Annotated in this window: 15 protein-coding genes; 13 read left to right on the top strand and 2 right to left on the bottom strand. The window is 61.8% G+C overall.

The window, feature by feature from the left end:
* The first annotated feature begins 23 nt into the window (after positions 1 to 23).
* From Q1A91_RS05925 to Q1A91_RS05910, 4 genes are read left to right on the top strand one after another with little or no spacing between them, the layout of a single operon-like run.
* Positions 24 to 1,154, top strand: a complete 1,131-nt coding sequence (locus tag Q1A91_RS05925) for a DNA polymerase III subunit delta' (RefSeq protein ID WP_299874316.1) — start codon at positions 24 to 26, stop codon at positions 1,152 to 1,154.
* Positions 1,151 to 1,963 (top strand): TatD family hydrolase, encoded by an 813-nt coding sequence (locus Q1A91_RS05920; protein ID WP_299874313.1) that lies wholly within the window; start codon positions 1,151 to 1,153, stop codon positions 1,961 to 1,963. Before Q1A91_RS05925 ends, Q1A91_RS05920 begins: the two co-directional genes overlap by 4 nt.
* Positions 1,963 to 2,763, top strand: a complete 801-nt coding sequence (locus tag Q1A91_RS05915; RefSeq protein ID WP_299874311.1) for an MBL fold metallo-hydrolase — start codon at positions 1,963 to 1,965, stop codon at positions 2,761 to 2,763. Before Q1A91_RS05920 ends, Q1A91_RS05915 begins: the two co-directional genes overlap by 1 nt.
* A gap of 30 nt (positions 2,764 to 2,793) precedes the next feature.
* A complete protein-coding gene (locus tag Q1A91_RS05910) occupies positions 2,794 to 3,723 on the top strand; it encodes an AEC family transporter (RefSeq protein ID WP_299874308.1) in 930 nt (309 codons plus the stop codon).
* Positions 3,724 to 3,730: 7 nt separating this feature from the next.
* Here Q1A91_RS05910 and Q1A91_RS05905 read toward each other — a convergent pair whose 3' ends face one another.
* The gene (locus Q1A91_RS05905; RefSeq protein WP_299876122.1) at positions 3,731 to 4,300 is read right to left on the bottom strand and encodes a ferric reductase-like transmembrane domain-containing protein; all 570 of its coding nucleotides are present in this window, start codon (positions 4,298 to 4,300) and stop codon (positions 3,731 to 3,733) included.
* 61 nt (positions 4,301 to 4,361) lie between these two features.
* Positions 4,362 to 4,850: a twin-arginine translocation pathway signal gene (locus Q1A91_RS05900; protein WP_299874305.1), complete on the bottom strand. Its 489-nt coding sequence runs from the start codon at positions 4,848 to 4,850 to the stop codon at positions 4,362 to 4,364.
* A gap of 224 nt (positions 4,851 to 5,074) precedes the next feature.
* Between Q1A91_RS05900 and Q1A91_RS05895 the strand changes: the two genes are divergently transcribed.
* From Q1A91_RS05895 to Q1A91_RS05855, 9 genes are all read left to right on the top strand, one after another.
* Positions 5,075 to 6,100: a LacI family DNA-binding transcriptional regulator gene (locus Q1A91_RS05895; RefSeq protein WP_299874303.1), complete on the top strand. Its 1,026-nt coding sequence runs from the start codon at positions 5,075 to 5,077 to the stop codon at positions 6,098 to 6,100.
* A 95-nt stretch (positions 6,101 to 6,195) separates the two neighbouring features.
* Positions 6,196 to 7,512 carry a sugar ABC transporter substrate-binding protein gene (locus Q1A91_RS05890; RefSeq protein WP_299874301.1) on the top strand — a complete coding sequence of 439 codons (1,317 nt, stop codon included), beginning with the start codon at positions 6,196 to 6,198 and terminating at the stop codon, positions 7,510 to 7,512.
* A gap of 124 nt (positions 7,513 to 7,636) precedes the next feature.
* Complete coding sequence (locus tag Q1A91_RS05885) at positions 7,637 to 8,503, top strand: carbohydrate ABC transporter permease (RefSeq protein ID WP_299874299.1); 867 nt, start codon at positions 7,637 to 7,639, stop codon at positions 8,501 to 8,503.
* A gap of 2 nt (positions 8,504 to 8,505) precedes the next feature.
* Complete coding sequence (locus Q1A91_RS05880; RefSeq protein WP_299874297.1) at positions 8,506 to 9,336, top strand: carbohydrate ABC transporter permease; 831 nt, start codon at positions 8,506 to 8,508, stop codon at positions 9,334 to 9,336.
* Between the two features lie 11 nt (positions 9,337 to 9,347).
* Positions 9,348 to 10,349 carry an ABC transporter ATP-binding protein gene (locus Q1A91_RS05875; protein WP_299874294.1) on the top strand — a complete coding sequence of 334 codons (1,002 nt, stop codon included), beginning with the start codon at positions 9,348 to 9,350 and terminating at the stop codon, positions 10,347 to 10,349.
* 2 nt (positions 10,350 to 10,351) lie between these two features.
* A complete protein-coding gene (locus tag Q1A91_RS05870; RefSeq protein ID WP_299874291.1) occupies positions 10,352 to 11,122 on the top strand; it encodes an L-iditol 2-dehydrogenase in 771 nt (256 codons plus the stop codon).
* An 11-nt stretch (positions 11,123 to 11,133) separates the two neighbouring features.
* A complete protein-coding gene (locus Q1A91_RS05865; RefSeq protein WP_299874288.1) occupies positions 11,134 to 12,618 on the top strand; it encodes a mannitol dehydrogenase family protein in 1,485 nt (494 codons plus the stop codon).
* A gap of 32 nt (positions 12,619 to 12,650) precedes the next feature.
* Positions 12,651 to 13,592, top strand: a complete 942-nt coding sequence (locus Q1A91_RS05860) for a carbohydrate kinase (RefSeq protein ID WP_299874285.1) — start codon at positions 12,651 to 12,653, stop codon at positions 13,590 to 13,592.
* Positions 13,593 to 14,207: a phosphoribulokinase gene (locus Q1A91_RS05855; protein ID WP_299874282.1), complete on the top strand. Its 615-nt coding sequence runs from the start codon at positions 13,593 to 13,595 to the stop codon at positions 14,205 to 14,207. It begins immediately after the preceding gene.
* The last annotated feature ends 18 nt before the right edge of the window (positions 14,208 to 14,225 follow it).

Genomic DNA, 14,225 nt, shown 5'->3' with positions numbered 1-14,225 from the left:
CCCGAGTTGGGTAACACCACCCCATGAGCGACGAGCCCCTCCAACCGGACCGCCTTGAAGGCGCGCCACATCCACGCCAGACCCTGCACCTGATCGGTCAGGACGCGGCGGAGGCGGCTTTTCTGGAGGCGTTCAACACCGGCAAATTGCACCATGGCTGGCTGTTGACCGGCCCGCAGGGCGTGGGCAAAGCCACGCTGGCCTGGCGCATCGCGCGGTTCCTGCTCGCGACACCGGACCCCGACGACGGCGGCATGTTCGCGCCGGAGCCTGCAACGACCCTGACCATTCCGGACGACCACCCGGTCGCCCACCGGGTTGCGTCGGGCGGGGAGCCGGGGCTGAAATCCGTCACGCGCAGCGTGAACCCCGACACCAAGCGCCTGCGCCAGCAGATCGTGGTGGATGACATCCGCGCGCTGAACGGCTTTTTCCAGATGTCCTCAGCCGATGGCGGGCGGCGCGTTGTGATCATCGACGCGGCGGACGACATGAATGTGAATGCCGCCAATGCCCTGCTGAAGATGCTGGAGGAACCCCCTGCCCGCGCGACCCTGTTGTTGCTGAGCCATCAGCCCTCTGCCCTGCTGCCCACCATCCGTTCGAGATGTCGCACCTTGCGTCTGGGCACGCTTGGCCCCGACCAGATGGCTCAGGCGCTGACGCAATCGGGGGTGGAGATTACCGCCGACACCAATGCGCTTGCCGCCTTGTCAGGCGGTTCGGTTGGGGCGGCCCTGCGGCTTTCGCTGCTTGATGGGACCAGAATGTACGCCGAGTTACTCAGCCTGATGGACACCCTGCCCCTGCTCGACCGCGCCCGCGCGCTGAAACTGGCCGAAGCTGCTGCGGCACGCGGCGGGGAGGAAAAGCGCGACCTGCTGTTCAGCCTCATCGATCTGTTTCTGGCCCGTCTCGCCCGGACCGGTGCGACCGGTGCGCCCCCTGAACCGCGTGTCAGCCCCAAGGAACCCAGCCTGCTGATGCGCCTGGCGCCCTCACCGCATCAGGGCCGCGTCTGGGCGGATGTGCAGCAACGGGTCTCGGCCCGCGTCCAACACGGGTTGGCGGTCAACCTTGACCCTGCCTCACTGGTCCTAGATACCCTGCTGAGTATCAGCGAAAGCGCGCCCAGCAAGGCCCCCACAGCATGACCGACCCAAGCCTTCCCCAGATCACCGACAGCCATTGCCATCTGGATTTCCCTGATTTTGAAGGGAAATTGCCGGAGGTGATTGCGCGCGCGGCGGATGCTGGTGTGACGCGCATGGTCACGATCTGCACCCGCCTGCGGAACGAACCGGCGGTCCGCACCATCGCGGAGGCGCATGCACCGGTTTTCTACGCTGCGGGCACCCATCCGATGTCAGCGGCAGAAGAGCCGCTGACCAGCACAGACGAATTGATCGCCCTGACCCGGCACCCCAAGATGGTGGGCATCGGAGAGACGGGGCTCGACTACCACTACACCTCCGACAGCGCGGAGATCCAAAAGACCTCCCTGCGCATCCACATCGCAGCGGCACGGGAGACCGGGCTGCCGCTGATCATCCATGCACGGGATGCGGATGAGGACATGGCGCGCATTCTGGCTCAGGAACATGCAAACGGGGCCTATGCCTGCGTGATGCACTGCTTTTCGTCTTCGGCGGACTTGGCGCGGGCGGCGCTGGATCTGGGGTTTTACCTCAGCATGTCGGGGATCACGGCCTTTCCCAAGTCGACCGAGTTGCGGGATATTTTTGCGGCTGCCCCGCTGGACCGTATCCTTGTTGAGACTGACGCACCCTATCTCGCGCCGCCGCCCCATCGCGGCAAACGCAATGAGCCCGCTTTCACTGCCCACACCGCCGCCCGCGCGGCAGAGACCTTTGGCGTCGACTACCCGACTTTCGCGGCGCAGACCCAAGCCAACTTTGACCGCCTCTTTGCCAAGGCCGCTGCCTATCAGGGTGCCGCCTGATGGCCGAGATGCGGATCACCATTCTGGGGTGCGGATCCTCAGGCGGCGTGCCGCGTCTGGGCGGGCAATGGGGTGCCTGCGATCCCAATGAGCCGAAGAACCGGCGGCAGCGCTGTTCGGCTCTGGTGGAACGGGTCACGGAAGAAGGGACCACATCGGTCTTGATCGACACCTCCCCGGACATGCGCAACCAGCTGCTGGAGGCAGGCATCGGGCGGCTGGATGCGGTGATCTATACCCATGCCCATGCCGATCACGTCCATGGGCTCGATGATCTGCGGATGATCGTGATCAACATGCGCGCGCGCCTTCCCGTCTGGGCAGACGCGCCCACCAAAGCCGCACTGCTGGAGCGGTTTGGCTATGCGTTCATCCGGCCCGAAGGGTCAATGTATCCGCCCATTCTGGACCTGCATGACATTGACGGAGACGTGACCATTGACGGCGCAGGTGGCGCGCTGACATTTACCCCCTTCCTTGTGGGGCATGGCGGCATGGACGCCTTGGGGTTTCGCATGAACAACGTCGCCTATCTGCCTGATGTTATTGATATACCAGATGACAAATGGCCTTATCTCGAAGATCTGGAATGTTGGATCGTGGATGCGCTGCGCCGTGACCCGCATCCGACCCACAGCCATCTGGACAACACGCTTCAGTGGATCGCAAAGATGGCGCCGAAATCGGCTGTTCTGACGAACATGCACAATGACCTCGACTATCAGACCCTGCTGGCGGAGACGCCGGATCACATCCAGCCCGCCTATGACGGGATGCAACTGACCTTCCCGCTGGGCTAGGCCCCTCCTTCACGCGCAAAGGCCGCGCCCATGCAAACGCTTCTCGACGTCATTCTGCCGGTCTTTCTGGTGATCGGCTTTGGCTACGTGGCAGTCTGGCGCGGGTTGTTTCCAGTGTCAGGCATCGACGGGGTGATGCGGTTTACGCAGAACTTCGCCATCCCCTGCCTGCTGTTTCAGGCCATCGCCGGGCTGGATCTGTCGGCCTCCTTCGATCCCACGCTGCTGCTGAGCTTTTATGCCGGGGCGGCGATCTGTTTTGCGCTGGGGATGACCGGGGCGCGGCTGATCTTTCGCCGCGACTGGGAGGACTGCGTGGCCATCGGCTTTTGCTGCTTGTTTTCCAACTCCGTCCTGCTGGGTCTGCCGATTTCAGAGCGCGCCTATGGCGCTGATGCGCTGACCGGGAATTTCGCCATCATCGCGTTCCATTCGCCGTTCTGCTACGGGCTGGGCATCACGGTGATGGAGGTTGTGCGCAACCGCGGGCAGTCGCCCGGACAATTGGCCAAATCGGTGGGACGTGCGATGTTCCGCAATGCGCTCGTCATCGGCATACTTGCCGGGTTCGCGGTCAATGTTACCGGCCTGCCGATCCCCGGCGTGGTGGATGACGCGCTGTCGCTGATCGTGCGCGCCGCGCTGCCTGCGGCTCTGTTTGCCCTTGGTGGTGTGTTGATCCAGTACAAACCCGAAGGCGATATGAAAGCCATCGGGATGGTTTGCGGCATTGCGCTGCTCGTGCACCCCGCGCTGGTCTGGCTTTTCGGATCCGCGCTGTCGCTGCCGCAGGATTTCTTCCGCTCCGCCGTGCTGACCTCGGCCATGGCACCGGGGTTCAACGCCTACATCTTTGCCAATATGTATGGCCGCGCGCGCCGGGTGGCGGCCACATCCGTCCTGCTGGCCACGGCGCTTTCGGTGTTTTCCGTCTGGTTCTGGCTGTCGGTTCTGGGGTGACCTGCCCCTAACCGCGCCCCCGCTTGCGGATCGCCCAGACCCGCAGATCTGCCATCGCTTTGGCCGTGACGGCCAGAACCAACAGGCACAGCAGCGCTTTTGAGACGCTCTCCATCGTGCCCTGGATCAGCATTGCATGAACGACACTGCCCACAACCGTGATCACGGCAAGGGCCGTATGGCCAAGGCGCCAGACCCGCCAGCGCAGCCGCAAACGGCGGCGGAATGCGGCCAGCAAGGCCGCAGCAAAGACCGCCCACATCGCGATGACACCCCAGACCGCAAAGGGCGTGGGAGAGCGAAACAGCAGCACATCCACGACATCCGGAGGGCTGGTGATCCACAGCCCGCCGACGTGGACCAGCACCGACAGGACCAGCAGCAGGCCGCCCAAACGATGCACCTGCCGTGCGCGCTGCTCAGACACCCCCGGCAGGAGCTTTCCTGCCAGCAGCGGTTGTAGCAACAGAATGGCCAGCCCGATCACGCCCGCAAAGCCCGCCACGATGTAGGTCGGCTCCCGCCAGGCCAGCAGGGGGCTGAAGCCCGCAGCGACAACAGGTGTGACAATGGCCATGACCAGCGCCCCCCAGATCAGGGTCCGACGGGCCGGGCTGGTCGGTGCAGCGGGCACGGGGTCAGACCGGCTTCAGCACAAAATCCACGTTGAGGCTGGTGTCTTTCGCGCTTGGCATCACCGGACGCAGAAAGACTGTCTCAAAATCACCGCTGTCGTAGGCCAGATGGCCATGCGGTTGCCCGAAGGCGGGGACGATCTGGGGCATTTCCAGACGGAAGACGCCATTCTGATCCGTGAGGGTCGCGCCGTGGCTTTCAGGATCGCGTTCATGCCCTTCGGTGGTATGGGCCCAGATCTGGATGCGCTGACCTGTCAGCGGCATACCGTCACCCGCGCGGCGCACGGTGCCGGTCATCCAGAACCCGCCGCCGCCGATCCGTTCGACAATTGGCGCACCGGGACGATAGTTGTTGGCACCACCGCGCATGGTGGGCGTCGGGGCGATGCCCTGCGCCTGTGCGGGGGACACAAGGCCAGCGCCTGCGGTCATCACGGCGGCACTGCCCGTGGCCATCAGACGCCGGCGGGTCAGAAAAGGGGACGTCATATTGCATTCTCCTTTCAGGCATTCTCGTTTCATGCGGACCTGGAAGGCACGCCCGCTCCCCGCAGGAATATAGTATCCGCACACCGGATTCCGAGGCTGGAACGCTCACAAATGGGCGAGCAGGCGAAGTCTCCAACCCATTCTTTGCAATGCAAAGTTAATAATTGACGCGCGGCAAGGAAATTCTGACTATAGGGAAAAATCACGAATGTGTTGGAGTGACCGTGGCACAGCCCAAGATCAAGAACATGGAAGAGTTTGCCGCCGCCAGCGGGATCTCCCGCCCCACGGTGTCGAAGTATTTCCACGATCCCGACAGCGTCCGGCCCAGCACCCGCCAGCGCATTGAGATCGCGATCGAGAAATACGACTACCGGCCCAACATCTTTGCGATGAACCAGAACCGCAAGCTGACCAAGAACATCGGGATCGTCGTGCCGCTGATCTCCGACCCTTACTTTGCCGAGATCGCCCGTAGTCTGGAGAGCCGCTGCATCGACGCAGGCTACCGCCCGTCGCTGTTCAGCGCCCATGGCAGTGCGGCGTTGGAGGTGGAAGTGCTGGAACATCTGCGGTCCCTCAAACCCGCCGGTGTCCTGCTGGCCCCTCTTGGGCGCGCATCGGACCGCAAGGTGCTTGAGAAGTTCTGCGACGATATTCCCACCCTCATTTTTGACAGCAACGTCGAAGAATTCGGCATCGCCTTTGTCGGCTCGGACAATGCGCAGTTCACCACCCACATCACCGATTACCTGTGCCGCACCGGTGAGCCGCCCTGCTTTTTCGAGATGAAGACCCCTGCCAACCCCAACGCCCATCGCCGCCGCCAGAGCTATCTCACCGCGATGGAGGGGTTTGGCCACGCGCCGCAGGTCATTTCCGTTGCTGGCGAAGGTTGGGGATTTGAAGAGATCGGGCGTGTTGGCGGGCATGAGGCCCTGTCCGAGGGGCGGTTTTCAACCAATACCATTCTGTGCAGCAACGACCGTTTGGCGATTGGGTTGCTGACCGCATGTTATGAGCGGGGCCTGCGTGTCGGGCATGCCGAAGGCTGCTCGATTCGGGTCGCGGGGCAAGACGGACATCCGCATTCGCGGTATACCTGCCCCCCCCTGACCACGATCTCTCACAAGTATGACGCGGTTTCCAAAAGTGCAGCGGAGGCGCTGTTTGCCGCCATCGACGGCCATGTATCCCCATGGAAAAGCACACGTTTGGAAGGCACATTGATTTTGCGGGATTCCGCCTGAGCAAGAAATATTTTACGCGCGTAAAATTTATATTGACGCCGCGTACACCTTCCCTCTAGCGTAGGACGATAACATCCAATCAGGGAGGATACCGGATGTCTTTGAAAAGCACTTTAGGTGCTGCGACGGCGCTCGCGCTGATCACAGCAAGTGGCGCTTTCGCCGACGGCCATTCCAAAACGATCACTATCGCGACCGTGAACAACGGCGACATGATCCGCATGCAGGGCTACACAGACAACTTTACCGAAGCGACCGGCATTGCCGTAGAGTGGGTGACGCTCGAAGAAAACGTCCTTCGCCAGCGTGTGACCACGGACATCACCACCAAAGGTGGCCAGTTCGATATCATGACCATCGGCATGTACGAGACCCCCATCTGGGGTGCCAATGGCTGGCTCGTCCCGCTCGATGATCTGTCTGCTGAATATGACGTGGGCGACATTCTGCCCGCCATGGCAGGTGGCTTGTCCCACGAAGGTACGCTCTTTGCGGCACCGTTCTACGGCGAAAGCTCCATGATCATGTACCGCACGGATTTGATGGAAGCAGCAGGCATGGAAATGCCAGACGCGCCAACATGGGAGTTCATCGCAGAGGCCGCAGCGGCCATGACCGACCGCGACAATGAGATCAACGGCATCTGCCTGCGCGGCAAGGCCGGTTGGGGTGAGGGCGGCGCCTTCATCACAGCGATGTCCAACTCCTTTGGCGCACGCTGGTTCGACGAAGACTGGAATGCACAGTTCGACACAGAGCAGTGGGCGAACACGCTGAACTTCTACAAGAGCATGATGGACGCCTCCGGCCCCGCCGGTTACGCAACCAACGGCTTCAACGAGAACCTCAATCTGTTCCAGCAGGGCAAATGTGGCATGTGGATCGACGCAACGGTTGCGGCCTCCTTTGTGACCAACCCTGACGATTCCACCGTGGCCGACAGCGTCGGTTTCGCGCTGGCACCCGATACCGGTCTGGGCAAACGCTCCAACTGGCTCTGGGCATGGGCGCTGGGCATTCCAGCAGGCACCGAGCAGGAAGCAGAAGCCAAGCAGTTCATCGAGTGGGCCACATCCAAGGACTACATCGAGCTTGTTGCGGCCAACGAAGGCTGGGCAAACGTCCCTCCGGGTGCGCGGACGTCTCTCTATGAGAACCCCGAGTACCAGAAGGTGCCATTCGCAAAAATGACACTGGATTCCATCCTGTCCGCAGACCCCACCGACTCCACGGTTGAACCAAGCCCCTATGTCGGCATCCAGTTCGCCGCCATTCCGGAGTTTGCAGGCATCGCCACCGAGGTAAGCCAGGAATTCTCCGCCGCCTATGCCGGTCAGCAGACCGTTGAGGAGGCACTGGCGAAGGCTCAGGCCATCACCAACGAAGCAATGGAAGCTGCGGGCTACCGCTAAGCCTGCGCGACCTTCCGGAGGGCGGCATGTGTCGCTGCCCTCCGGTTCCCTACTCCCGTTCCATTAAAGTCGTCTGACAACAGGGCTGCACATCGGCTTCCTGTTCACGGAGGAGAACTGTCCAATGGCTACGAAGGCTTCCCGATCCGCTGCCCGCGTTATGATGGCCCCCGCTGTGATCCTGCTTCTGGGCTGGATGCTGGTGCCGCTGATCATGACCCTGTGGTTTTCTTTCCGGAAATATCTGCCGCTGCGCGGCGGTGATCTGGGCTTCGCCGGGTTTGACAACTACACCCGGTTCGTCACGTCCAGCGCCTTCTGGCCGGCTGTGCAGACAACGCTTGTGATCGTTTTGGGCGTTCTTGCCATTACCGTGGTTTTCGGGGTCCTGCTGGCACTGCTGCTGGACCAGCCCATGTGGGGCCAGGGGGTCGTCCGGATACTGGTCATCGCCCCGTTCTTTGTGATGCCGACTGTCTCTGCACTTGTGTGGAAGAACATGTTCATGGATCCGGTGAACGGCCTCTTCGCCCATCTGTGGCGGTTCTTTGGCGCAGATCCTGTGAGCTGGCTTTCAGATGCCTCCCTGCCCTCTATCATCATGATTGTAAGCTGGCAGTGGCTGCCGTTTGCCACCCTGATCCTGCTGACGGCGGTTCAGTCGCTGGACAGCGAACAGCTGGAAGCCGCTGAAATGGACGGCGCGCCCAAGCTCAAGCGCTTCTTCTACATCATCCTGCCGCACCTCAGCCGGGCCATGACCGTTGTGATCCTGATCCAGACGATCTTCCTTCTGGCCATTTTCGCCGAGATCTTTGTGACCACGGGCGGCGCCTTCGGCACCCGCACGCTGTCCTACCTGATCTTCCAGCGTGTGCTGGAAAGCCAGAACGTCGGCCTCGGCTCCGCCGGTGGTGTTTACGCCATCATCCTTGCAAACATCGTCGCGATCTTCCTGATGCGGATCGTCGGCAAGAACCTGGACGCTTGATCATGGCACGTGCTGTTTCCCCCCGCCGTAAGCTGATGAACACCACTTTTGCCTGGGCCATCGGGTTGCTGATCTTCTTCCCGATCCTGTGGACCATCCTCACCAGCTTCAAGACCGAGGCGCAGGCAATTGCCTCGCCACCCATATTCCTCGGCTTCGACTGGACGCTGGAGAACTACAGCGTGGTGATGGAACGCTCCAACTATGGCCGGTTCCTGTGGAATTCGATCATCATTGCGGGCGGGTCCACCATTCTGGGCTGCATCATCGCGGTTCCTGCCGCGTGGTCGATGGCCTTCGTGCCGTCCAAGCGGACCAAGGACATCCTGCTGTGGATGCTCTCCACCAAGATGCTTCCGGCGGTTGGCGTGCTCTATCCCATCTACCTTCTGTTCATCCAGATGGGTCTGCTGGACAGCCGCGCCGGGCTGGTGATCGTCCTGATGCTGATCAACCTGCCGATCATCATCTGGATGCTCTACACCTACTTCAAGGAGATCCCCGGCGAGATATTGGAAGCCGCCCGGATGGACGGTGCGGGCCTGAAGGAAGAACTCCTTTACGTGCTGACGCCGATGGCCATTCCCGGCATCGCCTCGACGCTCTTGCTGAACTTCATTCTGGCCTGGAACGAAGCGTTCTGGACCCTCAACCTCACCGCCGCCAAAGCCGCACCGCTTACGGCCTTCATCGCCAGCTATTCCTCTCCGGAGGGATTGTTCTTCGCGAAACTCAGCGCGGCCTCGACCATGGCCATCGCGCCGATCCTCATCCTTGGCTGGTTCAGCCAGAAACAACTTGTCCGGGGCCTGACCTTCGGCGCCGTGAAGTAGGAGATAGACCTGTGGGACAGATACAACTCAAGCAAGTCACCAAGAGCTTTGGTGAAACCCAAGTCATCCCGCCGCTGGACCTGACCATTCAGGACGGTGAGTTCACGGTCTTCGTCGGCCCGTCGGGTTGCGGCAAATCCACGCTTCTGCGCCTCATTGCAGGGCTGGAGGACATCACGACGGGTCATATCGAGATCGACGGAAAAGACGCCACCGATCTGGTTCCGGCCAAGCGTGGTCTGGCGATGGTGTTCCAGTCCTACGCGCTCTACCCGCATATGTCGGTGCGCAAGAACATCGCCTTCCCGCTGAAGATGGCGAAGCTGGACCCGGCAGAGATCAACCGCCGGGTCGAAGGCGCGGCGAGCGTGCTGAACCTGACGGACTACCTTGACCGTCGCCCCGGACAGTTGTCGGGTGGCCAGCGCCAGCGCGTTGCCATTGGCCGCGCCATTGTGCGTGAACCTGCGGCATTCCTGTTTGATGAGCCCTTGTCGAACCTTGATGCGGCCCTGCGTGTGGGCATGCGCATGGAAATCTCCGAGCTTCACAAGAAGCTGGATACAACGATGATCTATGTCACCCATGATCAGGTCGAAGCCATGACCATGGCCGACAAGATCGTCGTGTTGCAGGCTGGTGTGATTGAGCAGGTCGGCTCCCCGCTGGAACTCTACCGCGCACCGCGCAACACCTTTGTTGCGGGTTTCATCGGCTCGCCCAAGATGAACCTGATCGAAGGGGCAGCGGCCACGGAACACGGCGCGCATACCATCGGCATCCGGCCCGAACATATCGACGTGGTTGAGGACGGCGGCACATGGCAGGGCACAGTAGGCGTGGCAGAGCACCTTGGCTCCGACACGTTCTTTCACATCCACAACACCGGTCTGGCCGAAACGATCACGGTCCGGGCCATTGGCGATGTCAGCCTCACACATGGCGACACCATCCACCTCAATCCACGTCTGGATGAGATGCACAAATTCGGCGCTGACGGTCTGAGGCTCTGAACATGCGGCTTGGCGGGAAAACGGCCCTGATCACGGGGGCTGCGCGGGGCATTGGCCGGGCGTTTGCGCAAGCCTATGCGGCGGAAGGCGCGCGGGTCGCAATCGCGGACATCGATCTGATGCAGGCCACGCAGGTCGCGGCAGAAATTGGCGATGCGGCCATCGCGGTCGAGATGGACGTCGCCCGTCAGGACAGCATTGATGCCGCCATCGCCACCACCACCGATGCCTTCGGCCAGATCGACATCCTGATCAACAACGCGGCCCTTTTCACCGCCGCCCCGGTTGAAGAGATCACCCGCAGCGATTTCGACCGGGTCTTTGCCGTGAACGTCAGCGGCACGCTTTTCACCCTGCAAGCCGTTGCCCGCCACATGATCGAGCGGGGCATCAAGGGGCGGATCATCAACATGGCCAGTCAGGCCGGACGGCGCGGCGAAAGCCTTGTTGCGGTCTATTGCGCCAGCAAAGCCGCCGTGATCAGCCTGACGCAATCGGCCGGATTGAACCTGATCCAGCATGGCATCAACGTGAACGCCATTGCCCCCGGTGTGGTCGAGGGCGCGCATTGGGACGGCGTGGATGCGCTCTTTGCCAAGTATGAAGGCAAGGCACCGGGCCAGAAGAAAGCCGAAGTGGGTGCAGCCGTGCCCTTTGGCCGGATGGGCGCCGCTGAGGACCTGACCGGCATGGCTGTGTTTCTGGCAAGCGATGATGCCAGCTATATCGTCGGGCAGACATACGGCGTTGATGGTGGGAACTGGGTGTGCTGATGGAAGATCAGATGACAGGCCGCCCTGCCCCCAAACTGACGCTTGAGGCTCTGCCCACGCTGCCCGTGGATGTGCTGCGCCCCGGCTATGACCGCGCGGATATGCAGGCGGGCATCCTGCACATCGGTCTGGGCAATTTTCACCGTGCCCATCAGGCATGGTATCTGCACCGCTTGATGCAGCAGGGTCAGGCCTTGGATTGGGGCATTGTGGGCGCTGGCGTACGCCCCGGCGATGCGGTCCAACGGGAGAAATTGCAGCGGCAGGATTACCTGACGACCCTGATCGAACTCGCGCCTGAGACCACAACGGTTGAGATCACAGGCTCCATGCTGGATTTCATTGAGGTGCAGGACCACAACGCCGCCCTGATTGATCGGATGGCCCAGCCGGACATCCGCATCGTGGCGCTGACTGTGACCGAAGGGGGCTACTACGTCGACCCTGCCACCAAGGACTTTGACGCGACCCACCCCGACATCACCCATGACATTGCCAATCCAACGCAACCAAGAACCGCCTTTGGCGCAATGATTGCCGCGCTGGGGCGCAGGCGCGCCGATGGGACGGGACCTTTCACCTGCATGTGCTGTGACAATCTGCAAGGCAATGGCGCGATCCTGCGCAAGACTGTTGTCTCTCTCGCCCGGCTGACCGATCCCGATCTGGCGGCCTGGATTGATGCGCAGTGCACGTTCCCGAACTCCATGGTGGATTGCATCGTCCCGGCGACCGGCCCCACCGAACTCGCGCTGGTGCAGGCGCTGGGGGTGGATGATGCCGCCCCCGTCACCCATGAGAACTTCCGCCAATGGGTGATTGAGGATGATTTCTGCGCGGGCCGCCCCGATTGGGACCGGGTGGGCGCGACCTTTACCACGGACGTGCATGATTTCGAGGCCATGAAAATCCGCGTGCTGAATGGCGGACATCAGATCATCGCAAATGCGGGTGAGCTTTTGTCCATCGACACGATTGCGGGCTGTATGGAGAACGACACCATCCGGCAGTTGTTTGACCGGGTCACATCGCACGAAATCCTGCCGCATCTGACACCCGTTCCGGGCATGTCCCCTGCGGGCTATTTCGACCTGATCAAGACCCGCTTCAGCAATCCGCGCATTGTCGACACCACCCGGCGTGTGGCTTTTGACGGCACAGCGCGGCATCCGGGGTTCATCATTCCCTCCATCCGGGATGGCATTGCTGCGGGCACATCTGTCCGGGGTCTTGCATTGGTGGAGGCCGCGTGGGCCCGCATGTGTGCAGGCACACGCGAAGACGGCGGTGTGATCGCAGCAAACGATCCCTTCTGGGATGACGTGCAGGCGACAGCCCTGGCCGCCAGATCGGACCCGGCGCATTGGCTGGCCCAGCGCCAATATTATGGCGATCTCTCTGACAACGTGGCATTTGCGCAGGCCTTTGCATCGTGGCTCAATCTGATCTGGTCCGATGGATTTGAGAACGCAGTTGCGGCATATCTATCTGCGTAAGATCTGATTACTGCGTCAAGAGGGGGACACCCATGATCCTATGCTGCGGCGAAGCGCTGATCGACATGATCCCCGAACCAACGGTTTCGGGCGCTTCGGGCTTTGTGCCGCATTGTGGCGGTGCGGTCTTCAACACGGCCATCGCGCTGGGGCGTCTGGGGGCAACGGCCGGGCTTCTCAGCGGGCTTTCGCAGGACATGTTCGGCCAGCAACTGACCACCGCCCTGACGCAATCAGGGGTGGATACCGCGCATGTCATCTACAGCGCGCGGCCGACGACCCTTGCCTTTGTGCAACTGACCGACGGGCAGGCGCGCTATACCTTCATGGATGAGAATTCTGCCGGTCGCATGCTGACCCCATCCGACCTGCCGGCCCTTCAGCCAGAGGTATCCGCGCTCTATTTCGGCGGGATCAGCCTGGCTTGTGAGCCCGGTGCAGACGCCTATGCGGCTTTGCTGGCAAAGGAAGGGTCCGACCGTCTGGTCATGCTGGATCCCAACATCCGACCGGGGTTCATCGCTGATGCGACCCGCTACCGGGATCGGCTGGAGGGGATGATCGCGCAGGCGGACATTGTGAAAATCTCTGACGAAGACCTCGACTGGATCGTTCCCGGCGCTGACACGCATCCGCAAAAATCGCGGGCGTTGCTGGACCTTGGTGCGCGGACCGTCATCCTGACGCAGGGCGCGCAAGGGGCAACTGCTTATCTGCGCAATGGTACAGAGGTTCATGTGCCCGCACGTCCCGCGCAGATCGTCGATACCGTCGGGGCCGGCGACACCTTTAACGCAGGTGTTCTGGCGTCGCTGTCGCAGGCGGGGTGGCTGCGCAAAGACCGCTGGGCTGACATCACTGCCGCGCAGATGCACGATGCCCTGACCCTTGGGGCGCAGGTCGCTGCCATCACCGTGTCCCGCGCCGGGGCCAATCCGCCCTGGGCACATGAGTTAAACGGGAGCGACACCTAGATGCCCCTTGTCACGCAAGCCCAGCTCCTTTCGGAAATCGAACGCTGTGCCGAAGGAAAGTCGCGGATCCTGATCGGGATTGCGGGTCCTCCCGGCTCTGGCAAATCCACCATCGCGGAAGCGCTTGCGCAGGGCCTGCGGCTTCCAGCGGCGGTTGTACCGATGGACGGGTTTCACCTTGATAATGCCGAACTGATCCCTCTTGGCCTGCTGGAACGCAAAGGCGCGCCTGAGACCTTTGATGCTGCGGCTTTCGCAGCACTGGTGCGTCGTCTGAGGTCAGACACCACAATCACCTATCCCACCTTTGACCGGGAGGCAGACAAGACGGTGCCAGATGGGGCTGCGGTCAGTGCGGACACGCGGGTTTTGCTGATCGAAGGCAATTACCTGCTGCTGAACCGCGCCCCTTGGTCGGAACTTGACGGCTTGTTCGATCTGACCGTCCGCCTTGATGTGCCGCGCGCCACGCTGCACGCGCGGCTTGTGGAACGCTGGCGCAATCACGGCCTGTCCCCCGCCGACGCCACCGCACGGGCCGAGGGGAATGATATGCGTAACGCAGATGTCGTCCTGAACGAAGGGCGCGCGGCAGATTTCACCGTGCAGTCCTGATCGGCCCCACTTCCGGCT

Source organism: uncultured Sulfitobacter sp., from assembly GCF_947500075.1.
GTDB lineage: Bacteria > Pseudomonadota > Alphaproteobacteria > Rhodobacterales > Rhodobacteraceae > Sulfitobacter.
This window is presented reverse-complemented; position numbering and strand designations above follow the sequence as displayed.